This window comes from Aeromonas sp. R4-3, from assembly GCF_040908275.1.
Classification (GTDB): domain Bacteria; phylum Pseudomonadota; class Gammaproteobacteria; order Enterobacterales; family Aeromonadaceae; genus Aeromonas; species Aeromonas rivipollensis.
The window spans coordinates 3,808-26,513 of the sequence record NZ_JBFODK010000032.1 but is presented as its reverse complement, the minus strand read 5'-3'; the positions used below and the strand labels follow the sequence as shown (position 1 = coordinate 26,513).

Genomic DNA, 22,706 nt, shown 5'->3' with positions numbered 1-22,706 from the left:
AGGGCCAGCATAGGGCCGGTGAGGCCAGAGGTGACACGACATAGGGCCGACATCCACCTGACTATTCTTTAAAATCAATCAGTTGTAACTAGCTGTTGGATTGATACCTATGCCCGGGCGCACAGACCAGCGCGCCCGGTCAGGCCTTCACAGGCTCCGCATCAGCTCGGCGGCGATCTCGAAGGAGCGCAACCTGGCCTGATGATCGACGATGGGACCGTTGAACATCAGCTCGTCGGCCCCGGTTTCGGCCAACAGGGCCTTGAGGCCGTGACGCACCTGATCCGGATCCCCCACCAGGGATCGAGCCAGGGTCTGCTCCATCGCCATCAGCTCCCGGGGCGACCACTCCTCTCCCAGACTCTGCACCGGCAGCGGCAGCTTGCCGGCATCACCCCGATAGAGGCGCAGGAACTGCTGCTGGAGCGTGGTGAACAGGAAGCGGGCCTCCCGGGTTGTGTCGGCAGCGATCACATTGATGCAAACCACCGCATAAGGCTTTGGCCAGCGCGCGGAAGGGCGGAACTGGGTACGGTAGATCTCGAGTGCCTGCAACAGCAGGCCGGGAGCAAAGTGAGAGGCAAAGCCGAACGGCAAGCCCATTGCCGCCGCCAGTTGCGCGCTGTAGAGGCTGGAACCCAGCAGCCAGATGGGCAGATGCAGCCCCTGACCGGGCACCGCCTGCACGGCGCCGACCTCGTCACCGAAGTAGCCCATCAGCTCGCGCACGTCCGCCGGAAAGTCATCCACCTCGCCGCTGCGCTGGCGGCGCAGCGCCTGCATGGTGCGTTGATCCGTGCCAGGCGCGCGACCGAGACCGAGATCGATGCGATCCGGGTAGAGAGAGGCCAGCGTGCCGAACTGCTCGGCGATAACCAGAGGGGAGTGGTTCGGCAGCATGATGCCGCCGGCCCCCAGCCGCAGTGTGCTGGTGGCACCGGCCAGATGCCCGATCAGGACCGAGGTGGCGGCGCTGGCGATCCCCGGCATGTTGTGGTGCTCCGCCAGCCAGTAGCGGTGGTAGCCCCAGCGCTCGGCATGGCGGGCCAGATCCTGCGAATGACGAAACGACTCGGCTGGCTGGCTTCCTTCGGGGACGGGCACCAGATCCAGGACTGAATAGGGGATGGCAGACATGGGACACTCCATTGATTCACAGGCGATTCACCAGTGGAGCAATGTAGCACGAGATATCTGAATGAATCACCTGACCAGGCTGCCGGGATCCGCGCCATGCAGCTCGCGACAAGGGGAGCGCCGGAAGATATCGGTTCCTCTTCTGGCCCCCACCTCCTATGCTTTTTGTCATCTTGCGAGCACACTGTTGGCAGATCATCGCGGGGAGCGCCCGTAGGACAAGGATAGGTCCATGACAAAAGCAAGCCTCGGCAGCAAGCCCTTTTACGTGCACATTGCCACCCTCTTCATACTGCTGTTCTCCGTGCTGGGGGGCGCCCTCATCATGCTGCAGTTCCAGCAGGGCATGCAGCAGGGGCTGGAGCACGAACGGCAAAACTTCCAGCAGTACAGGGAACAGCTGTCTCTCGCCATCAAGCTGAACCAGCGCCCTGCGCGCATGTCCCTGAGCCTGCTGCGCAGTGGCCAGCTGGCCGCCATGACCAGCCTGGAGTCCCGCCTCGGCTACCTGCCCCAGCTGGCCGAGGTGCTGGCCAACAGCGCCAGTTATGGCGCCATCTATGCCGGTTACGAGAACGGCGACTTCTTCCTGGTACGCAAGCTGACCGATCGGGCCAGAGGATTGCTGGACAACCCCCCTCCCGGAAGCCACCTGCTGGTGCAGAGCCTGAGTCAGGGCCGGGGAGAGTTCCTCTATTTCGACCAGCGCCTGCGGCTCCTGGAGCGGCGGCCCATGCCGGACTACCAGTTCGATCCCCGCGATCGCGGCTGGTACAAGGAGGCCCGCTGGGGCACGGGCATCATAGTGACCCACCCCTATCTCTTCTTCACCACCAAGGAGCCGGGCATGACGCTGGCGGTGGAGAGCGACGATCGCCGGGCGGTGATAGGGCTGGATGCAGGCGTGGAGGGGCTCTCCTCCCTCATCGGCGAGCTGCCCCTGCCGAGCCACTGCCAGCTGGTGCTGTTCGATGAGTTCGGTACCCTGCTGGCGACGGATCCCAAGCGGCTGCCCAGCTTCGAACAGCTGAGTCGCCTGCCCATGCTGTCGGCGCTCAAGCACCCCATACTGGCCAAGCTGCAGCAGGAGATGGCATCCAGGCCCACCCTGCTGCATGCGCCGACCGAGCTGACCCTGGCCGCCGAGGATGGCAGCGACTGGCTGGTCAACCTCTCCTCCCTCGACGAGGGCTCCCCCTTCTACCTGGCCCTGCTGGTACCGGCGGACGTACTCACCGCACCGGCCCGCCACGATGCCCTGCGCAACCTGGCCTGGGCCCTGGCCGGTCTGCTGCTGCTGCTGCCCGTCATCTGGCTGGTGGCGAGGCGCACCGCCGCCCCCTTGCTGGCACTGACGCAAGAGGCCGAGCGGATCCAGCACTTCGACTTCGGCGAGAGCGAGCGGCCAGACTCGGCGATCCGCGAGATAGACGATCTCGCCCGCGCCATGTCCAGCATGCGACTGACCCTCGGCAACTTCATGAGCATGGGTCTGGCGCTGGCGGCGGAGCACCGCTTCGATTCCCTGCTCAGCCGCATACTGCACGAGACGGTGGCGGCGGCCCAGGCGGAGGGCGGCTGCCTCTATCTGGCCCAGGACAAGCAGATGAAGGCGGTTCAGGCCATCTGGCAACGGCAGCCCCTGGATTGTGAGCGGGTGCACTGGCAGGAGTCCCTGCTCGGCGGCCTCTATCATTCCGAGCGGCTCAGCCTGCCCCTCGATGCCGAACAGTGGTCGCACTACCTCGTCGAATGGGGCCCCTTCCCCGGCCCCCGCCAGCTGCTGGCCGAGCCCCTCTACAACCACCGCCAGGAGTTGATCGGCTGCCTGTTGCTGATCCTGCCGGACTGCGCGCCACGGGAGCTGGCGTCGCGCATCAGCCTCATAGAGGCGCTGGCGGGCATGTCCGCCTCCGCCATCGAGAATCAGCGCCTGCTGGAGGAGCAAAAGCAGTTGCTGGAGGCCTTTATCGAGCTCATCGCCGGCGCCATCGACGCCAAGAGCCCCTACACCGGAGGCCACTGCCAGCGGGTGCCCGAGCTGACCCGCATGCTGACGGAGGCGGCCTGCGCCCAACGCCAGGGCCCCTTTGGCGATTTCACCCTCAACGACGAGGAGTGGGAGGCCATCCATATCGCGAGCTGGCTGCACGACTGCGGCAAGGTCACCACACCTGAGTTCGTGGTGGACAAGGCCACCAAGCTGGAGACCATCTACGACAGGATCCACGAGATCCGCACCCGCTTCGAGGTGCTCAAGCGCGACGCCCATATAGAGGCGCTGGCGGCCCGATTACCTGCCCCCGAGCAACAGGCAGCCCTCGAGGCCGTGGCCCCGACCTGGCAGATGCTGGATCAGGAGTTCGCCTTCGTCGCCGAGTGCAACCTGGGAGGCGAGTGGATGGCACCGGAAAAACTGGCGCGGCTCGATGCCATCGCCAGCCGCACCTGGCTGCGCACCCTGGATGATCGCCTCGGCGTCAGCCCGGAGGAGCTCAGGCGCCATCCCGGGGAGGCGGCTCCGCTGCCCTGCCGCGAGCCGCTGCTGGCCGACAAGCCGGTCCACCTCATTCCCCGCCCCGCCCACGACAATCTGGCCAGGCACAATCCCTGGGGCTTCAAGGTCAGGGTCCCCACCCATCTCTACAACCGGGGGGAGCATTACAACCTCGCCATCGTTCGTGGCACCCTCACCGAGGAGGAGCGCTACAAGATCAACGATCACATCATCCAGACCATCCGCATGCTGGAGCGGCTCCCCTTCCCCCGTCACCTGCGCAAGGTGCCGGAGATCGCGGGGGGCCATCACGAGCGGATGGACGGCACCGGCTACCCGCGTCAGCTGCTGGGTGAGCAGATGAGCATCCCCGCCCGCATCATGGCCATCGCCGACATCTTCGAGGCCCTGACCGCAAGCGATCGCCCCTACAAGTCGGGCAAGACGGTCTCCCAGTCGCTGACCATAATGCTGCGCATGGTGCAGGAGCGGCACATAGACGGGGCGCTCTTCGAGCTCTTCGTCGACAGCGGTGTCTGGCGGGACTATGCCCTGCGCTTCCTCGCCCCCGAGCAGCTGGACGAGGCAGCCTGTCAGGCCCTGCTGGCGGAGCCGCGCTAGCCGCTATCCCCCAAACGCCCATAAAAAAACGGTCAACCCAGGTTGACCGTTTTTCATCTCCAGGCAGCCCCTTAGAACAGCAGGTGCGCCACGCCGGCGATGACCGGCAGGGTGACCAGGGTGCGCAGCAGGAAGATGACGAACAGCTCCCACAGCTTGACCGGGATCTTGCTGCCCAGCAGCAGGGCGCCCACTTCCGACATATAGATGAGCTGGGTCACCGACATGGCGGCGATCACGAAGCGGGTGATGTCGCTCTCTATGGTCGAGGCCAGCACAGCCGGGATAAACATGTCGGCGAAGCCGACCATGATGGTCTTGGACGCCGCCTCGGCCTCTGGCAGTTGCAGCAACTCCAGCAAGGGCACGAAGGGAGCACCCAGCCAGTTGAAGATGGGGGTGTGCTCGGCCAGCATCAGGGCGCAGGTCCCGATCGCCATCACCACCGGCAACACGCCAAACACCATGTCCAGGGCGTTCTTAATCCCTTCCCGCGCCACGGCGCCGAGATCCGTCATGCTGTCGGCCTTGGCCAGGGCACGCTGATAGCCATAGCTCAGCACGCTGTGCTGATGGGGAATGGCCTCCTGCTTGCGGCACAGGGGAGTGCCGTCGCTGTAGACATCCTTCTTCCAGGAGAGCGGGGGCAGGCGCGGCACCACTATGGCGGCCACCACGCCGGCCAGGCAGACGGTCAGGTAGAAGGGGACGAACATGTGCTCCAGCTTCACCTGGGAGATCACCACCAGACAGAAGGTGATGGAGACAGCCGAGAAGGTGGTGCCGATGACGGCGGCCTCACGCTGGGTGTAGAACTTGCCCTCGTACTGCTTGCTGGTGAGCAGGATGCCGACGCTGCCATCCCCCAGCCAGGAGGCGAAGCAATCCACGGCGGAGCGACCCGGCAGGCGGAACACAGGGCGCATGATGCGGGTCATCATGGTGCCGACAAACTCCAGCAGACCGAAGTCCAGCAGCAGCGGCAGCAGCAAGCCGGCGAAGATGAAGACGGAGAACAGCACCGGCAGCAGATCGTGCAGCACCAGGCCACCGGTCGCCCCGGAACGCAGCACCTCGGGGCCAGCCTCGAAGAAGGTCAGCAGCACGAAGAGGCCCCCCAGCACCCGCACGCAGGCCCAGAAGGGGGAGACGTTGAACAGGCTGTTGAGGAAGGGGCGTCTCACCAGGATCGCCGGCTTGAACAACCAGGCGATCAACGTCATCAGCATGGTGGTGGTAATGATGGCGCTGACCATGGCCACCAGATAGTCGGCAAACACCGTCTGTACCAGCTTCGCCAGCACGGCGACGGGGATGGTGACATTGCCGTCATAGATGACGGGGGTCATGAACAGCAGGATCCCGATGAGCGACGGGATCAAAAACATCAGCACGTTGCGGCGAGTACGGATCGCCGGTGCTTCCAGGGTCTTTTCCAACATGATAGACAGCCTTAAATATGACTTTTCCTTCAGCCAGGCAGCCTGCATATTCATGCCCTCGCCCGGCAAACGGGCGCAAGAATAACCCAAAAAACTGCACAAACAAGCTTTTAATGGATTATTTCAAGCATAAATATTTTATCAGGCGAACCATCCATAAGAACAAACCAAAACAGTCATGCATATCAATTCAGTTTGACAGGTTAGCATAATGTTTCAAATTGGTTACGTTCAGGGGCGCAGTATAATCAGTTGCGGTTGGCAGGCAATAAGTGGCATGAGAAATATATCTATATGGTGATCCCGTCGATCCTCCCATAAAAAAACCGGAGCCTGTCGGGGCTCCGGTCTTGTCACGAGAGAGTGTCTCAGTCGCGTACGTAGATCACTTCGACGCCGTCGTCGTCTTCGTCATCCCAGTCGTCGTCCTCGTCCAGCGCCTCATCGAAGGCCTTGGAAGCTGCCAGGGCTTCCGCCTCGGCCTGGGCCAGCTGGTTCTTGTGGTAGTCGTCCCACTTGAACTCGACCTTCTCGATGGCGGCCTTGGCATCGGCTTCCAGCTGACGGGGCATGGTGTCCAGCAGATCCAGGATGTCGTAGCAGACCTTCTTGGTGCCTTCCTTGCTGATGGCGGTGATCTGGTAGACAGGGCCTTCGTAGGCCAGCGCGGCCTTGACTCTGTCCATCACTTCCTGGGCTTCTTCTTCCAGGATCAGATCCATCTTGTTGAACACCAGCCAACGCGGTTTGCCTGCCAGCTCGGGGCTGTACTTCTCCAGCTCCCGGACTATGGTCACGGCATTCTCAGCGGGATCGGAACCGTCAACCGGGCAGATATCCACCAGGTGGATCAGCACACGGCAACGCTCCAGGTGCTTGAGGAAGCGGATACCGAGGCCAGCGCCTTCGGCAGCACCCTCGATCAGACCGGGGATATCGGCGATGACGAAGGAGCGGGAGTTCTCCCCACGCACCACACCCAGGTTCGGCACCAGGGTAGTGAAGGGATAGTCGGCCACTTTCGGGCGGGCGGCAGAGACGGCGCGAATGAAGGTGGACTTGCCCGCGTTGGGCAGACCCAGCATGCCGACGTCCGCCAGCAGCAGCAGTTCCAGCTTCAGGGTGCGTACTTCCCCCGGGGTGCCGTTGCTCTTCTGATAGGGGGCGCGGTTGACCGAGCTCTTGAAACGGGTGTTGCCAAGGCCGTGGAAACCGCCCTTGGCGACCAGCAGCTTCTGGCCGTGGGTGGTCAGATCCCCCAGCAGTTCACCGGTATCTTCATCGCTGGCGCGGGTACCGACCGGGACGCGCAGGGTGCGATCCTTGCCGCGACGACCGGTACAGTTGGCGCTCTGGCCGTTCTCGCCACGCTCGGCGGCATGGAAACGTTCGAAACGGTAGTCGATCAGGGTGTTCAGGTTCTCGTCGGCGATCAGATAGACATCACCGCCGTCCCCACCATCACCGCCGTCCGGACCACCGTTCGGGATGTACTTTTCACGGCGAAAGCTCACACAACCGTTACCACCGTCACCGGCATCGACTCGAATCTGGACTTCATCAACAAACTTCATAGGTAACCGTCACCTTAATTCGAAAAACCGATACGCAATTATAGTGGTACAGGCCCCTTGGGGCGAGACGCAACTGGCCGATGAGGCCCGTCTGCGCCGGCTCATCCGCGTGCCGTTTTTTCGTCAAACTCATCAGAAAAACAAAAGCCCCGCCTGTTGGCGGGGCTTCGGATCCTTGCGGTCCGTAATTACTCAGCAACGATGCTGACGTACTTACGATTCAGCGGACCTTTAACTTCGAACAGGATCTTGCCAGTCGCTTTCGCGTACAGGGTGTGATCCGTGCCCAGGCCAACGTTGGTGCCAGCGTGGAACTTGGTACCACGTTGACGAACGATGATGCTGCCTGCCAGAACTGTTTCGCCGCCGAAACGCTTAACGCCAAGGCGTTTAGCTTCAGAATCGCGACCGTTGCGGGATGAACCGCCAGCTTTTTTATGTGCCATTTATCGGACTCCTCTAATTAAGCGCTGATGCCAGTGATTTTGACTTCAGTGAACCACTGACGGTGGCCCGCTTGCTTACGATGGTGCTTACGACGACGGAACTTGACGATAGTCACTTTCTCGCCACGGCCGTGAGCCACAACTTCAGCTACAACCTTGCCACCTTCAACGAAAGGAGCACCTACTTTAAAAGTGTCGCCTGCAGCAACCATCAGAACTTCGTTGAAGTCGATGGTAGCGCCAGTCTCAACGTTCAGCTTTTCCAGACGAACGATTTGACCTTCGGCCACACGGTGTTGTTTTCCGCCGCTTTGGAATACCGCGTACATTTGATTAACTCCGTAAAGGCGTGTCTTTTGCTCAAGGCCAGACACGCGCAAAAACCTATAACAATGGGCGGGCATTCTACGCAGAACGATTTGCCTAGGCAAGGCCAATTTAGCAAAAAGTTTATTTTGTGCGCATATCTGCCGCCGTGAATAAACGCTTAACTGTAACCCATTGTGAAATCGTGTAGAATCCCCGCCATTGCTAAAAACGCAGTAATTGCTGCCGTCACGTTACGAGACTTATGGACCAACAGACTATCCGTGCGCTCTGTGCCGCCGACATGACGGCGGTCAATGAACTGATCCTGGCCAGACTCCAGTCCGATGTCAGCCTGATCAACCAGCTGGGTTTCTACATTGTCAGTGCAGGCGGAAAACGGATGCGCCCCATGCTGACGGTAATGGCCGCCCGCGCACTGGGGTACCAAGGTCAGGACCATCTCAAGCTCGCCGCCATCATCGAATTCATTCATACCTCTACCCTGCTGCATGACGACGTGGTCGATGAATCCGACCTGCGCCGCGGCCGGGAGACCGCCAATGCGCTGTTCGGCAACGCCGCCAGCGTGCTGGTCGGTGACTACCTCTACAGCCGCTCCTTCCAGATGATGAGCGAGCTCTCCAACTTGCGGGTGATGGAAATCCTGTCGGATGCCACCAACACCATAGCCGAGGGGGAAGTGCTGCAGTTGATGAACTGCAACGATCCGGACACCACGGAAGAGAGCTACATGACGGTCATCTACTGCAAGACCGCCAAGCTGTTTGAAGCCGCCACCCGCCTCGCCGCCGTGCTGACCCATCAGCCCGAGCCCGTCGAACAGGCCATGACCGACTACGGCAAGTACCTGGGCACCGCCTTCCAGATCATCGACGACGTCATGGATTACTGTTCCCAGAGCGATGAGATGGGCAAGAATGTCGGCGACGACCTGGCCGAAGGCAAACCCACCCTGCCGCTGCTGCGTGCCATGGCCGTGGGCACGCCGGAAGAGCGTCAGCTCATCCGCGACGCCATCGAGCACCGCAACGGCATGGAGCATCTCGACCGCATCCTGGCCATCCTGGATAGCACCGGTGCCCTGGAGTATTCCCGCGAGCGGGCCCGGGAAGAGGCCGACAAGGCCATTGCCGCCCTCGCCATCCTGCCGGACTCCCAGCACAGGCAGGCGCTGGAGACCCTGGCCCAGATGGCGGTACAGCGCAGCGCCTGAGCCAATGTGTCAGCATTCAAGAAAAAAGAGGCCATAGGCCTCTTTTTTATGGTCTGCGCTTTGCTTTCAGGCGTCAGCACTCTCTTGACTGCTCAATGGGACAGCGCCCAGAGGATGACGGCCCCCGCCACCACCAGACAACCGCCGATGCGACGCAGCTGCTCCGGCGGCTGATCGCTCATCAGTCTCAGCATCTGTTGCCAGGCCCTCGGCGCCAGCAAGGGACCCAGCCCCTCGAACAGCAGCAACAGCCCCACTCCCATCAAGATGGCTGTCAGCATGACTCCTCCTGCCCTCTGGGCCCTTGTCTCATCAAGCAAAAGGGCCTGAATCATCAGGCCCTTTGGGTTATGGCGCTATGCCTGCTTACTGCTTGTCACCGTGAGGCGACTTGAGGTAGCGGAAGAACTCGCTGTCAGGCTTCAAGACCATGAGGTCGTTGCCGCCGGCGAAGCTCTTGCGATAGGCCTCCATGCTACGCACGAAGCTGAAGAACTCGGGGTCCTTCTTGTAGCTGTCGGCATAGATCTTGGCGGCTTCGGCATCCCCTTCACCACGCAGCTGACGCGCATTACTCTCGGCGTCGGCGATCATGACGGTGACCTTGCGGTCGATGTCGGCACGCAGGATCTCGGCCTGCTCGCGGCCCTGGGAGCGGTGCTCACGGGCTACTGCAGTCCGCTCGGCACGCATCCGCTGATAGATGGAGCTGGAGACTTCCACCGGCAGGTTGATCTGCTTGATGCGCACATCCACCACCTTGATGCCGAGCTCGGAGGAGCGAGCCATCTTCATCAGGGCATCTTCCATCACGGTACTGCGCTCACCGGAGACTATGTCCTTGATGGTACGGTTACCGATCTCGGAACGCAGACCGTTGTTGATCTTGCGCTTGAGCAGGTCTTCGGCCTGGATCTTGTTGCCACCGCCGGTCGCCAGATAGTACTTGGAGAAGTCCTCGATCTTCCACTTCACGTAGGAGTCGATGATGAGGTCTTTCTTCTCTGAGGTGACGAAGCGATCCGCCTGGCCTTCCAGGGTCTGGATGCGGGCATCCATCTTGCGCACCTGATCGATGAGCGGCACCTTGAAGTGCAGGCCCGGCTCATAGAGACGCGGCTCGCCGGAGTCAACCCGCTTCACCTTGCCAAACTGCACGACTATGCCCTTCTGACCTTCATCGACGATGAAGACGGAAGAGAAGCAGACCATGGCGGCCACAGCGATGACACCAATAGCTATTTTCTTCATCTATTAGTTTCTCCCTGTGCTGAAACGGTCACCGCCACGCAGCGGGGTCGGAGTGGAATTGGCCCCTTCGTTGGACGGCTGGGCCGGCTCCACCGCAGGTGTGCCTGCCGGACGCGCCGGTTGCACGGCATTCGCCTTGCCGGAGAGCTTGTCGAGCGGCAGGTAGATCATGCTGTTGTTGCCAGCAGGCATGTCGACCAGCACCTTGTTGGCTTGCTGATAGAGCTCTTCCATGGTTTCCAGGTAGATACGCTCACGAGTCAACTCGGGGGCGGACTGGTACTGGGGCAGCAGCTCGTTGAAGCGCGCGACTTCACCCTTGGCCTTCAGCACGATCTGGGACTTGTAGCCTTCGGCTTCCTGTTCCAGACGCTTGACCTGACCACGGGCCTTGGGCTCGACTTCACGGGCATAGGCTTCCGCTTCACGAATGAAGCGCTGCTCATCTTCCTGGGCGGAGATGGCGTCATCGAAGGCGTCTTTCACCTCTTCCGGCGGACGCGCCGGCAGGAAGTTGACGTCGACGATCTGCAGACCCATCTGGTAGGGCTCTATGATGCCATCGATCACCTGCCAGGTCTCCTGACGGACTTTTTCCCGACCCGTGGTCAGGACATCATCCATCTTGGTGTGACCCACCACATAGCGCAGGGCGCTGTCGGTGGCCTGGCTCAGACTCTCGTCGGCATTGGTGACGCTGAACAGATACTGCTCGGGATCGACCACGCGGTACTGCACGTCCATCTCGACCCGGACCACGTTCTCGTCCTGGGTCAGCATGAAGCCGGAGGCAGGCAGGGAGCGCACCGATTCCACATCCACCGGGATCACCCGATCGATGAAGGTCGGCTTCCAGCGCAGACCCGGATCCACGTTATGGGAGTACTCCCCAAAACGCAGCACCACGCCCCGCTCGGCTTCGCGAATGGTGTAGAAGCCGCTGACGACCCACACCACCACGGCCACCACCAAGGCGATGGAGAGGCCAAACTTGCCCACATCACCACCCGATTTGCCACCACCGAACAGGCCACCGAAACGACGGCTCACCTTGCGCAGCATCTCATCCAGATCAGGGGGTCCCTGATTCTTGCCGTTGTTCCCCCAAGGGTCACGGTCTTTGCCGTTGTTACCAGGCTCATTCCAAGCCATCAGCGTCTCCATTAATACATGCGGATGGATATCATCTCTATCGGACCATCAACCCTTGACGAAGTCTGTCTTCATCGCCGGATCAGTGTCTGATAAAGCGTTGTAAACTCTCACCTTCTTGTTTCATGAGGCGGTTCCAGTCGGCAAGCTGCAAGCGTACCTCCAGGACAAAATCCCCCTCCTCGCTGAAACCTTCCTGCTCGATGCCTTTCAGCCGATAGAGCGCACTGCGCAATCTCGCGGCCGAGGGCGGCAACTGCAGGGTGTGATGGACCATGGATCCGGCCAGCAGTTCGGTCAGGGCCTGGAACAGGTATTCACTGCCTTCACCTGTCTGGGCCGACAGCCAGACCCGCTGCGGGCGCCCTTCGTCATCCCGCTCCAGACCGGCCGGACGATCCGCCAGCTTGTCAATCTTGTTGCAGATCATCAGCTGGGGGCGGTCGTCCGCCTCGATCTCGGCCAAAACGGTCTGCACCGAATCGACATTCTCCTGCATCTGCTCATCGGCACAGTCCACGACATGCAGCAGCAGGTCCGCTTCGCGGGTCTCCTGCAGCGTCGCCTTGAAGGCCGCGACCAGATCATGGGGCAAGTGCCGAATAAATCCAACTGTATCCGCCAGGATCACATCACCCACATCCTGGATCACCAATTTACGCAGGGTGGGATCCAGGGTTGCGAACAATTGGTCGGCAGCATACACGCTGGCATCTGTAAGTTGGTTGAACAAAGTGGACTTTCCGGCGTTGGTGTAGCCCACCAGCGACACGGTCGGCACCTCGTTGCGGTTACGGGCGCGACGGCCCTGCTCCCGCTGCTTCGCCACCTTGTCGAGCCGGCGCAAAATCGCCTTGATGCGCTCTCGCAGCAGGCGTCGGTCGGTTTCAAGCTGGGTTTCACCCGGGCCGCGCAGACCTATGCCGCCCTTCTGACGTTCAAGGTGGGTCCAGCCTCGCACCAGGCGAGTAGAAAGATGGCGCAATTGGGCCAGTTCGACCTGCAACTTGCCTTCGTGGGTACGGGCGCGCTGGGCGAAGATATCGAGGATGAGGCCTGTCCTGTCCACCACACGGCACTGGAACAGACGCTCCAGATTGCGTTCCTGGGCAGGAGTCAGGGCATGGTTGAAGATGACCACATCCGCACCCAGCATCTGGACCTGGGACGCGATCTCTTCCGCCTTGCCGCTGCCGACAAAATATTTGGCACTGGGCGCGCTGCGACTGGTGGTGATCACCCCCAGCGCATTGACCCCGGCCGAGCTCACCAGCATCTTGAGCTCGTCCAGATCCTCCCGCTCACCCTCATCGCTGAAGTTGACATGTACCAGAACGGCCTGTTCACCAGCTTCGTAACGGTCAAACAAGCGCTTGCTCCTTGACAGGTATCATGATGATTCTGAGTTGGCGAGTGGGCTCGCCGCGGGATATCACGCCTCGGCTTCACCCTGCTCTTCACCGGCGGCGCCCGGGGCGTGCTGGTGATGGTTGACGGCACGGGCTGGCACCACGGTGGAAATGGCGTGCTTGTAGACCATCTGGCTCACGGTGTTCTTCAGCAAAATGACAAACTGGTCAAACGATTCGATCTGACCCTGCAGTTTGATGCCGTTCACCAAATAGATAGAAACAGGAATCCGCTCACGGCGCAGCGCATTCAAAAACGGGTCTTGGAGAGATTGCCCCTTAGCCATCTTTCTTTTCCTTATAGTTTGTTGTTTTTAAACACCGGATATCAATATAACAACCTGATTATACAGGGAGTGTCAAGCCGCACCAGCTCGGGCGACCACCCTGGCCATATTGCCAGACTCACCAGATTCCAACCAGGTCAGGTCGGGCCAGCCACGCAACCAGGTCATCTGGCGCTTGGCCAGCTGACGGGTGGCCACGATGCCACGATAACGCATCTCATCATATCCCACTTCCCCTGCCAGGTAGTCCCACATTTGGCGGTAGCCAACGCAACGAATAGCTGGCAGATCCGGGTGAAGATCACCCCTCTCATAGAGCGCCCTGACCTCCTGTTCGAACTCCCCCTGCAGCATCTTGTCGAAACGCAGCTCGATACGCTGATGCAGCACGGCGCGATCGGAGGGGGCGATGGCAAACTGGTGCACCCGGTAGGGCAAGCCTTCCCCCTGCACCTGGGTCAGCTCGGTGAGGGTCTTGCCGCTGATGCGATAAACCTCGAGCGCCCGGCTGAGCCGCTGAGGGTCGTTGGGGTGGATGCGGGCACCGGCCACAGGATCGATGCGCACCAGCTCATCGTGCAGGGCTTGCCAGCCGAGACGAGCGGCCTCTGCCTCAATCTCGGCGCGAATGGCCGGATCGGCGGAGGGCAGCGGAGAGAGCCCCTCCAGCAGCGCCTTGAAGTAGAGCATGGTGCCCCCCACCAGCAGCGGGATGCGACCGCGGTCGGCGATCTCTTTCATCTCGCGCAGGGCATCGCGGCAAAAATCCGCCGCCGAATAGCTCATGGCCGGATCCAGGATGTCGATCAGGCGATGAGGGGCCTGGGCCAGCTCGGCGGCAGTCGGCTTGGCGGTGCCAATGTCCATGCCGCGATAGATGAGCGCGGAGTCCACGCTGATGATGTCGCAGGGCAGGGCCTGACACAGAGCGATGGCGAGATCCGTCTTGCCGGAGGCCGTCGGCCCCATCAGAAAAATTGCAGTCGGCAAGTCAGCCACTTTCATGTTCCTCTGGCACGGTCGCCCCGTCGGGAGGCGCCCCATGCAAATAGTGTTCAATTAGTTGAAGAGGTCAGCCCCGGCGACTCAATCGCCCCGTGCAAACCCCTCCAGCACGGCCGCCAACGACAGAGGGCGGACCATGCGAATGTCTGCCAGTTGGTCACTGAAATCGGTCACAAGTTCCGTCAGCAGCCGGCTGGCCGTTGAAAAATCATATATTTTCTCGGTGCTTATCCCCTGCTCCACCAGCCACTGGCATAGTACTTCAGCCTGCTGGTCGGCATCACTGTCAGATCCGCTCTCGATCAATTGCAGCAATTCGGGTAAGAGACGCACCAGATCGGTCTGGCGCAGCAAGGCGGGCACCCGAGTCAGGATCATGGTGTCGCGCCCCCCGCTTTTCAACTCCAGCCCCATGCGTTTGAGCAAACGTTCCTGCTCCTCCGCCAGCGCAATCAGGTTCTTTGGCAGCTTGAAGGAGACCGGCAGCAGCAGGGGTTGCGCCGCCAGCCCCTGGCCCCAGGTCTCCAGCAGCCAGTGGCGCAGCAGCACCCGCTCGGCCCGCACCAGGGAGAGCAGCGCCAGTTGTCCCTCCCGCTCGATCAGCAGATAGGCCTGCTCCACCAGGGTCAGGGCGCGAGTCCCCTGGGGCGACGGACCGGCCGGGGTGGCGGGAACAGCCTGAGACGCCTCCCCCACCACCGGCAGTGTGGTGAGCAGGGCGCCCATGCCGCGCATCGCCTCCCGGCTGGGGGGCTCGGGGGGCTGGTAGTTACCCGCGCGGCCTGCACCTTCGCGCACGGCGCCGCCATCCCGCGTCTGGGCGGGGGCTCTATAGCTGTGCTCGGCACCATACCACTCGGGGCGCGGCGCCTGGCCTGGATACTCTATCTGCGGGCTGGTCGGCAGCTCGACCAGGCTCTCGGCCAGCGGCTCGTCCTGCTCGCTGGCCCCCGCCCCTTCCCGGCGCAGGGCGGTAAAGAGCGCCTGGAAGATAAAGTCGTGAATGAGCCGCGCCTGATGGAAACGCACCTCGTGCTTGGCGGGATGGACGTTCACATCCACCTGACGGGGATCCAGCTCTATGTAAAGCACATAGGCGGCGAAGCTGCCGGCGGGCAGCAGCTCGTCATAGGCCTGGCGGATGGCGTGGTTGATGAGCTTGTCGCGCATCATGCGGCCGTTCACATAGGTGTATTGCAGATCGTTTTGCGGTCTGGCCCCCGCGGGCAGTGCCAGCCAGCCCCACAGGCGCACGTCGCTGTGCTCGCTCTCCACCGCCAGCGCGTGGTGCATGAAGGGGGTGCCACAGACGGCGGCGAGGCGGCGCTCCTGCTCAGGCACCGTATTGGCGGCCTTGTACTGGCGCACCACCTTGCCGTTGTGGTGCAGGATCAGGGTGATGTCGAAGCGGGAGAGCGCGATGCGGCGTACCAGCTCGTCGATGTGGGCAAACTCTGTCTTCTCGCTGCGCATGAACTTGCGCCGCGCCGGGGTGTTGAAGAAGAGATCCACCACCTCCACTGTGGTGCCCACCGGATGGGCCGCCGGCTTGACGGTGACGCTCATCTCGCGCCCTTCGGCCTGCGCCTGCCAGGCTTCGGACTGCTCCGCGGTGCGGGAGGTGAAGGTAAGACGGGAGACAGAGCTGATGGAGGCGAGCGCCTCGCCGCGAAAACCGAGGCTGTTGATCCCTTCCAGGTCATCCAGGGTCGCCACCTTCGAGGTCGCGTGCCGTGACAGCGCCAGCACCAGCTCGTCCCTGGCGACACCGCTGCCGTTGTCACGGATGCGGATGAGCTTGGAGCCCCCCTTGTCGATGTCGATCTCGACCCGGTCGGCCCCCGCATCCAGGCTGTTTTCCACCAGCTCCTTCACCACCGAGGAGGGCCGCTCCACCACCTCGCCGGCAGCAATCTGGTTGGCCAGGATAGGAGGCAATATACGGATCGGCATGGCTGACTCCTGCTTTTTAACCTTGGGGATCTAGGTTGGTGCTGAGCGAAGCCCAACATGGAAAAGATGAACACATCAACCTCACCCAGCCCTCCTCTTCGCAAGGGGAGGGAGCACAAGACTCCCCCCCTTTGAAGGGGAGGCTGGGAGGGGGTTAACCCAATGACAACCGTGTTTTCGATGGGCTATCAACCCGGACAATCACTAAAACAGCCCATTTATTTCGGGATATAGAGCACCTGCCCTATCTGGATATCCCGTGACTTGAGCTTGTTGATCTCCACCAGCCGCGCCTGGCTCACGCCGTGCTTCTCGGCGAGGCGGGAGAGGCTCTGACCGCGGGTGACCACGTGGCGGATCATCTGGGACTTGTCGTCGCTCTGCACGCTTGCGACCGGCACGCTCGGCTCCTTGGCCGCCACCTTGTAGGGTTTGATCACCCCGGCACCGGAGGCGCTGCCGACGCTGCTGACCGGGGCGCCGCCATCACTGCTGCGGCTCGGCACTGTCGCTGGCATCCGGTTGGTCACCTGCTGCCGGGGCGCGGGGGCAACTGCCGCCTTTTTCGCCACAGGCTGGCTGGCGCTGGCCACTCGCTGCCCCTTGCCCGTCATCATGGGGCCCTTGGTCGGGTGGCTGCGATAGTAGCTGCGGATCCCCTCGAAGATGGCGCGGGCCAGCTGATCCTGGTAGCTGGCAGTGGCCAGCAGCTTCTCTTCCGCATGGTTGGAGATGAAGCCGGTTTCCACCAGCACGGAGGGAATGTCCGGCGCCTTGAGCACCGCCAGGCTGGCGTGCTCCGGTGCCTTCTTGTGCAGCCGGGCAACCCGTCCCATGGAGCGCAGTATCTGGCGACTCACCTCATAGCCCTCGGCCCTGGACTTGTCCATGGAGAGATCGAGGAAGGTCTGCGCCAGATAGGGATTGGGGTCGGATTCGGCCAATACCTTGCCCACACCGCCCAGCAGTTCCCCCTGCTTCTCCTGCTTCTCCAGCCAGCTACCCATCTCGCGGTTGGCGCGATTGGTCGACAGCACCCAGACCGAGGCGCCGCGCGGCGTGGAGTTGTGGAAGCTGTCCGCATGCACGGACACCAGCAGATCCGCCTTGGCCTTGCGGGCGATTTCGGAGCGCTTGTTGAGGTCGACGAAGTAGTCACCACGACGGGTCATCACGGCACGCATGCCCGGCTCGCGGTCGATCAGCGCCGCCAGCTTCTGGGACACCGACAGGGTCACCCTTTTCTCGTAGGTGCGGCGCGGGCCTATGGAGCCGGGATCTTCACCGCCGTGACCAGGGTCGATGGCGATGACGATGGCCTTGCCCTGACCGCCGACGGGAGCGGGCTGCGCCGTGGCGCCACCCTTCTCTTCATAGGGCAGATCGATCACCAGGCGATGGCCATAGGGGCCGGCCGGTGCCAGCGGGAACACCACCGGCTTGATGGCTGAGCTGAGATCCAGCACCAGACGCATACTGCCCTTCTCAAGGGGCGTGCTCTCGCGGATCTTGCGCACCAGCTCGCTCTTGTTCTCGATGCGAGCCAGGTTGGCGGCGTTGCTCGCCCCCTTGAGATCGATCACCAGGCGACTCGGGCCGCTCAGGGTGAAGTAGTTGAAATTGGGGGCGCTGCTCATGTCGAGCACCACCCGGGTGTTATCCGGCGATGGCCAGACCCGCACACTCTTGAGCTGATTCGCCCAGGAGGGTAAGGCCATCAGGGAGAGGGCAATAACAAGGATCAAGCGCACTGAGATGACAACCGTTCCAGAATGGCTTCGCCAATAGCAGTGCGGGCCGCAATCAGGGCCTCGCGCTGCTCGTTCACATACGTCAGGGTAATCTCGAGATCGGGGGATGGCAGCCAGCCCTCCCCTTTCTCCGGCCACTCCACCAGACAGAGGGTGTCGGCGCCGAAATAGTCCCGAATGCCCATGAATTCCAGCTCTTCCGGATCCGCCAGTCGATAGAGATCGAAGTGATAGACCTGCCAGTCGGCCAGTTCATAGGGCTCCACCAGTGTATAGGTAGGACTCTTGACCTTGCCTTGATGGCCAAGCCCTTGCACCCAGCCGCGGGTCAGGGTGGTCTTGCCGGCCCCGAGGGCGCCGTGCAGAAATACGGTAGTGGCCTGCTGGCACGCCTGCGCCAGACGGCCACCCAGTGCCACAGTTGCTGCCTCGTCCGGCAGTGTCATCATCAAGGTTTTTGCCATGTTCTTCTTGTTACTTGTTACGGTGTCGGATTGACCAGACGGCGGATCCAGGGCAGCAGATCCGATGCCAACATGCCCCGCTCACCCTCGGCGGCGGCCAGATCGGCGGCCTCTGCGTGGATCACGGCCCCCAGTCGCGCGGCCATGCCGGCAGACCAGCCCTGGGCCAGGAGGGCGGCGATTATACCAGATAACAGATCCCCCATGCCGCCACTGGCCATGCCGGGATTGCCTTCATCGCAGAGGCTGATGCACTGGCCATCGCAGATGAGCGAGCCCGCCCCCTTGAGCAGCACCACGCCGCCGTATCGCTGCTGCAGCCGGGAAACGGCGGCGAAACGATCCGCCTCGATCTCGGCGACGGCGCACCCCAGCAGGCGGGCCGCCTCCCCCGGGTGGGGCGTGAGCACCCAATTATCCTGATGACGGGGTGCCTGCGCCAGCCAATTCAATCCATCGGCGTCCAATACCAGGGGCAGACTGGCGCTGAGGTAGTGTTCGAACTGGGCCCTTCCCCACTCATCCTGACCGAGCCCGGGCCCCAGAACTCGCACCGTGGCCCACCCCTCGTCACTCCCGGCCGGGCATCCCATCAGCTCGGGCTGCACCAGGCTGGCGGGGGGAGAGTCCGGGTGCTGGCACAGTCGCACCAGACCCGCCCCCGCCCGCAGGCAGGCCTGCCCCGCCAGCAGTATGGCCCCCTGCATCCCCAGGTTGCCCCCCACCAGCAGCACCTTGCCGTGCTTGCCCTTGTGGGCCGAGCGGGAACGGGAAGTCAGCAGGTTCTTTATACGGGGATAATCCAGGCGCTCGGCGGCGGGCACCTGGTCGGCCTCAGGCACCACCCCGAGGGGATCCCAGTCGAGCTGGCCGACGCCGTCCACCCCGTCGGCGGTGAGCATGCCCTGCTTGATGCCGATGAAGCTGAGGGTGCGGGTGGCGTGCACCAGGGCCCCCATGGCGCGGCCGGTGTCGGCATTGAGCCCGGAGGGGAGATCCACCGCCAGAACCGGGGCATTCAAGTCATTGATTGTTGCGACGATCTTTGTCATTGGCGAGGAGAGGGGGAGCTGGACACCGGTGCCGAGCAGTGCATCTATCACCAGATCCGGTGGAGGGAGCGGCGCCCCCTCGAGCACATCGGCCATCATCACCTCTCCTCCCGCCGCCAGCCACTCGTCGGCGGCCCGCCTGGCGTCCCCTCTGAGCAGCCCAGGCGCCCGGGCGGCTATCACCAGGGGCTCTAGACCGAGTCGGCGGGCGAGGCGGGCCAGCACATAGCCATCCCCCCCGTTGTTGCCCGGGCCGACGAAGATCCACCAGTGGTGACTCTGGGGCCAGTGATGGCGGGCATAGCTGCACAGGGCGGCGCCGGCCCGCTCCATCAGGGCGTAGAGGGCTTGCCCCTCACGCTCGGCCCAGCACTGCTCCATCTTGCGGATCTGTTCGGCCCGCCACAGGGGCTGTGCTAGACTGATGCCTTGTTTTTTGCCGATAGCGTCCTCGATAACCTGTACCATGACGGCTCCCCACCTTCATCATCCACTGGCCCGACTCCTGGCCTGGCATATGGCGTGCCATGACGGCGCACGGCCCTCGTCACCCTCAGTGCCGCGGGCGCCATGCCGCTGCCAGCAGGCAGGTGAGACACAATGACGGCCGCCGAACTCGCGCAACTGGCCCACGATATCAAGCTCTGGGCACGGGAGCTAGGATTTGACCAGGTCGGCATCACGGACACGGATCTCGCCCTCGAGGAGCCCAGATTGCAGGCCTGGCTGGATGCCGGCCATCACGGCACCATGGACTACATGGCGCGCCACGGCATGATGCGGGCCCGGCCCCAGGAGCTGCTGCCGGGCACCCTGCGGGTGCTGTCGGTGCGGATGAACTATCTCCCCTTCGAGGCGGGCTTTGCCGCCACGCTGAAGGACCCCACCCTGGGCTACATCAGCCGCTATGCCCTGGGGCGCGACTACCACAAGGTGCTGCGCAACCGGCTCAAGCAGCTGGGGGAGCGTATCGAGCAGCGCTGCCAGGCGCTGTTGCCATCCACGCAGGAAACCCCGGGGGAGTGGCGCCCCTTCGTCGATTCGGCCCCCATACTGGAGCGCCCCCTGGCGGCCAAGGCTGGGCTCGGCTGGGTGGGCAAGCACTCGCTGCTGCTCAATGAGTCGGCCGGCTCCTTCTTCTTTCTCGGGGAGCTGCTGGTCAGCCTGCCGCTGCCCGTCGATGCCCCGGTGGAAAAAGAGCAGTGCGGCAAGTGCGTGGCCTGCATCAACATCTGCCCCACCGGCGCCATCATAGCCCCCTATGTAGTGGATGGGCGGCGCTGCATCTCCTATCTCACCATAGAGAACGACGGCCCCATCCCGGAAGAGTTCAGGCCGCTGATGGGCAACCGCATCTATGGCTGTGACGACTGCCAGCTCATCTGCCCCTGGAATCGCTATGCGGATGCGAGCCCAGAGCCCGACTTCAGCCCCCGCCCCAATCTGCACCGCCCACCCCTGCTCGACCTGTGGCAGTGGTCGGAGGCGGCATTTTTGAAGCACACCGAAGGCAGCCCCATTCGCCGCATCGGCTATCAACGCTGGCGCCGCAACCTGGCGGTGGCGCTGGGCAACGGCCCGGCCAGCAGCGATGCCATGGCGGCCCTGCTGCAGGCGCTTCCAGGCGCCGAGCCCATGGTGGCCGAGCACATCGAGTGGGCGCTGGCGACCCTGGCAGCGCGCCAGGAGAAAGAGAACAAGAAGACCCGTTTGCTGATCCGCTGCATCGAAAAAGGCCTGCCGGATCACGCATAAGTGATCTGGCCCTTGCCGGATGACAGCACTTTTTTCATGCTCTGCCGACCATTGACCATAGGCACAATAAAAGGAAGATTCGGATGCAGATGTTGGGAGTAGATATTGGCGGCTCCGGGATCAAGGGCTGCCTGGTGGACACCGAGACTGGCGAACTGATTGGCGAGCGCCACCGCATTGCCACGCCGCAACCGGCCACCCCGGCCGCCGTGGCGCACACCCTCAAGGCGCTGGTCGAGCATTTCCAGTGGAAGGGGCCCATAGGGTGCGGCTTCCCCGCCACCATCCACAACGGCATCGCCAAGAATGCCTCCAACATCGACAAGAGCTGGATCGAGACAGACGCCGCCCACCTGTTCGCCGACGTGACCGGCCTGCCCTGCCACGTGCTCAACGACGCCGATGCGGCCGGGCTGGCCGAGATGCGCTTCGGCACGGGCCGGGATCGCAAGGGGGTCATCATCCTCATCACCGTCGGCACCGGCATAGGCACTGCGGTGTTCGTCAACGGCCAGCTGCTGCCAAACACCGAGCTGGGCCATCTCATCTTGGAAGGCATGGTCGCCGAGCACTACTGCTCGGATGCGGTGCGCAAGCGCGAGGATCTCTCCTGGAACCGCTGGGGCAAGCGCTTCAACAAGTACCTGGCCCGCCTCGAGTTCCTCTTCTCCCCCGATCTCTTCATCCTGGGAGGCGGCAGCGCCGCCAAGCTCGACAAGTTCATCGACCGGATAGAGACCCGGGCCCCCCTGGTGGCGGCGGCCAACCTCAACCAGGCCGGCATCATAGGGGCCGCCCTCTACGGCGCGGCCCGGCAAGAGGGCTGAGTCTACCCCAGCAAAGGAGCAAGAGGCCCTGAGCGGGCCTCTGCCATGGCGCCCTAGAGGTCGTCGAGCCGATGGGCCCCGTGCACCAGCCGGGTCAACCGGGATTGCGCCATGGACGCCAGGGAGGCTAGCAGCGCGGCCGTATCCGGCGTGGGGCACTCCCGGGCCAGGCGCCCCAGCTCCCCAACGAGTGTCTCCTCCTGCCGCGACACCAGGGTCACTATCTCGTCGGGCTGGGCAGCGGCGGGCAGTGCCAGACGCTGGCAATCGGCCAGCAGATCCACGCCAAATCCCTGATCCAGCCAGGTCTCCTTGACCCCGCTCCCCATCTGCTCCCGATAGTCGTGCAGGTGGGCCGCCGCCGCGTCCTCCCGCCCTTGCAGATAGGCCAGCAACATCCGGCTGCGCTCCCCATCCACCTGGGGGATCAGGCGCCCGTAACTGCGCCCCTGCTGCTGATGCAGTTGCTCGAGGTAAAGCATCAGGTCCTTGATCTGTTGAAATCGCATCTTGGCTTCCTCCTGCCGTCCACCTCCTGCC

Annotated in this window: 20 protein-coding genes; 4 read left to right on the top strand and 16 right to left on the bottom strand. The window is 62.7% G+C overall.

The annotated features are described in order from the left end of the window. Positions 1 to 147: 147 nt before the first annotated feature. Entirely contained in the window at positions 148 to 1,137 is a 990-nt protein-coding gene (locus tag AB5Y91_RS10890) for a luciferase-like monooxygenase (protein WP_163155730.1), read from the bottom strand. A gap of 232 nt (positions 1,138 to 1,369) precedes the next feature. Here AB5Y91_RS10890 and AB5Y91_RS10885 point away from each other — a divergent pair, with 232 nt between their 5' ends. Next, complete coding sequence (locus AB5Y91_RS10885; RefSeq protein WP_368169786.1) at positions 1,370 to 4,255, top strand: HD domain-containing phosphohydrolase; 2,886 nt, start codon at positions 1,370 to 1,372, stop codon at positions 4,253 to 4,255. A gap of 71 nt (positions 4,256 to 4,326) precedes the next feature. Here AB5Y91_RS10885 and AB5Y91_RS10880 read toward each other — a convergent pair whose 3' ends face one another. From AB5Y91_RS10880 to rplU, 4 genes are all read right to left on the bottom strand, one after another. Then, positions 4,327 to 5,697: a YjiH family protein gene (locus AB5Y91_RS10880; RefSeq protein ID WP_368169785.1), complete on the bottom strand. Its 1,371-nt coding sequence runs from the start codon at positions 5,695 to 5,697 to the stop codon at positions 4,327 to 4,329. Between the two features lie 368 nt (positions 5,698 to 6,065). Continuing rightward, positions 6,066 to 7,271, bottom strand: coding sequence for an Obg family GTPase CgtA (gene cgtA, locus AB5Y91_RS10875; protein ID WP_005327243.1), 1,206 nt, complete (start codon positions 7,269 to 7,271; stop codon positions 6,066 to 6,068). 188 nt (positions 7,272 to 7,459) lie between these two features. Then, the gene (rpmA, locus tag AB5Y91_RS10870; RefSeq protein ID WP_005311678.1) at positions 7,460 to 7,717 is read right to left on the bottom strand and encodes a 50S ribosomal protein L27; all 258 of its coding nucleotides are present in this window, start codon (positions 7,715 to 7,717) and stop codon (positions 7,460 to 7,462) included. 17 nt (positions 7,718 to 7,734) lie between these two features. Then, positions 7,735 to 8,046 (bottom strand): 50S ribosomal protein L21, encoded by a 312-nt coding sequence (gene rplU / locus AB5Y91_RS10865; protein WP_005304210.1) that lies wholly within the window; start codon positions 8,044 to 8,046, stop codon positions 7,735 to 7,737. Positions 8,047 to 8,288: 242 nt separating this feature from the next. Between rplU and ispB the strand changes: the two genes are divergently transcribed. Further along, a complete protein-coding gene (gene ispB, locus AB5Y91_RS10860; protein WP_111912299.1) occupies positions 8,289 to 9,260 on the top strand; it encodes an octaprenyl diphosphate synthase in 972 nt (323 codons plus the stop codon). Between the two features lie 92 nt (positions 9,261 to 9,352). Here the strand turns inward: ispB and AB5Y91_RS10855 are convergent, their stop codons facing one another. The 10 genes from AB5Y91_RS10855 to AB5Y91_RS10810 form a co-directional block, all read right to left on the bottom strand. After that, the gene (locus AB5Y91_RS10855; protein WP_368169784.1) at positions 9,353 to 9,541 is read right to left on the bottom strand and encodes a DUF2065 domain-containing protein; all 189 of its coding nucleotides are present in this window, start codon (positions 9,539 to 9,541) and stop codon (positions 9,353 to 9,355) included. Positions 9,542 to 9,626: 85 nt separating this feature from the next. Then, on the bottom strand, positions 9,627 to 10,511 hold the full coding sequence (hflC, locus tag AB5Y91_RS10850) for a protease modulator HflC (RefSeq protein WP_106885927.1): 885 nt from the start codon (positions 10,509 to 10,511) through the stop codon (positions 9,627 to 9,629). Between the two features lie 3 nt (positions 10,512 to 10,514). Continuing rightward, positions 10,515 to 11,663: an FtsH protease activity modulator HflK gene (gene hflK / locus AB5Y91_RS10845; protein WP_025328125.1), complete on the bottom strand. Its 1,149-nt coding sequence runs from the start codon at positions 11,661 to 11,663 to the stop codon at positions 10,515 to 10,517. Between the two features lie 82 nt (positions 11,664 to 11,745). Beyond that, the gene (hflX, locus tag AB5Y91_RS10840) at positions 11,746 to 13,032 is read right to left on the bottom strand and encodes a ribosome rescue GTPase HflX (protein WP_106885926.1); all 1,287 of its coding nucleotides are present in this window, start codon (positions 13,030 to 13,032) and stop codon (positions 11,746 to 11,748) included. A gap of 63 nt (positions 13,033 to 13,095) precedes the next feature. Next, positions 13,096 to 13,359, bottom strand: a complete 264-nt coding sequence (gene hfq, locus AB5Y91_RS10835; RefSeq protein WP_011704864.1) for an RNA chaperone Hfq — start codon at positions 13,357 to 13,359, stop codon at positions 13,096 to 13,098. Positions 13,360 to 13,431: 72 nt separating this feature from the next. Further along, positions 13,432 to 14,364: a tRNA (adenosine(37)-N6)-dimethylallyltransferase MiaA gene (gene miaA, locus AB5Y91_RS10830; protein WP_368169783.1), complete on the bottom strand. Its 933-nt coding sequence runs from the start codon at positions 14,362 to 14,364 to the stop codon at positions 13,432 to 13,434. Between the two features lie 81 nt (positions 14,365 to 14,445). After that, positions 14,446 to 16,317, bottom strand: a complete 1,872-nt coding sequence (gene mutL, locus AB5Y91_RS10825; RefSeq protein ID WP_368169782.1) for a DNA mismatch repair endonuclease MutL — start codon at positions 16,315 to 16,317, stop codon at positions 14,446 to 14,448. Positions 16,318 to 16,535: 218 nt separating this feature from the next. Beyond that, the gene (locus AB5Y91_RS10820; protein ID WP_368169781.1) at positions 16,536 to 18,068 is read right to left on the bottom strand and encodes an N-acetylmuramoyl-L-alanine amidase; all 1,533 of its coding nucleotides are present in this window, start codon (positions 18,066 to 18,068) and stop codon (positions 16,536 to 16,538) included. After that, positions 18,059 to 18,532 (bottom strand): tRNA (adenosine(37)-N6)-threonylcarbamoyltransferase complex ATPase subunit type 1 TsaE, encoded by a 474-nt coding sequence (gene tsaE / locus AB5Y91_RS10815; protein ID WP_041206351.1) that lies wholly within the window; start codon positions 18,530 to 18,532, stop codon positions 18,059 to 18,061. Before tsaE ends, AB5Y91_RS10820 begins: the two co-directional genes overlap by 10 nt. Positions 18,533 to 18,549: 17 nt before the next feature. Next, positions 18,550 to 20,052 (bottom strand): NAD(P)H-hydrate dehydratase, encoded by a 1,503-nt coding sequence (locus AB5Y91_RS10810; RefSeq protein WP_368169780.1) that lies wholly within the window; start codon positions 20,050 to 20,052, stop codon positions 18,550 to 18,552. Between the two features lie 132 nt (positions 20,053 to 20,184). Here AB5Y91_RS10810 and queG point away from each other — a divergent pair, with 132 nt between their 5' ends. Further along, positions 20,185 to 21,339 carry a tRNA epoxyqueuosine(34) reductase QueG gene (queG, locus tag AB5Y91_RS10805; RefSeq protein ID WP_368169779.1) on the top strand — a complete coding sequence of 385 codons (1,155 nt, stop codon included), beginning with the start codon at positions 20,185 to 20,187 and terminating at the stop codon, positions 21,337 to 21,339. A gap of 83 nt (positions 21,340 to 21,422) precedes the next feature. Continuing rightward, positions 21,423 to 22,166: a polyphosphate--glucose phosphotransferase gene (ppgK, locus tag AB5Y91_RS10800; protein WP_106885919.1), complete on the top strand. Its 744-nt coding sequence runs from the start codon at positions 21,423 to 21,425 to the stop codon at positions 22,164 to 22,166. 53 nt (positions 22,167 to 22,219) lie between these two features. On the opposite strand, the gene AB5Y91_RS10795 is transcribed toward ppgK, so the two are convergent. Further along, positions 22,220 to 22,675, bottom strand: coding sequence for a hypothetical protein (locus tag AB5Y91_RS10795; protein ID WP_368169778.1), 456 nt, complete (start codon positions 22,673 to 22,675; stop codon positions 22,220 to 22,222). Between the last annotated feature and the right edge of the window lie 31 nt (positions 22,676 to 22,706).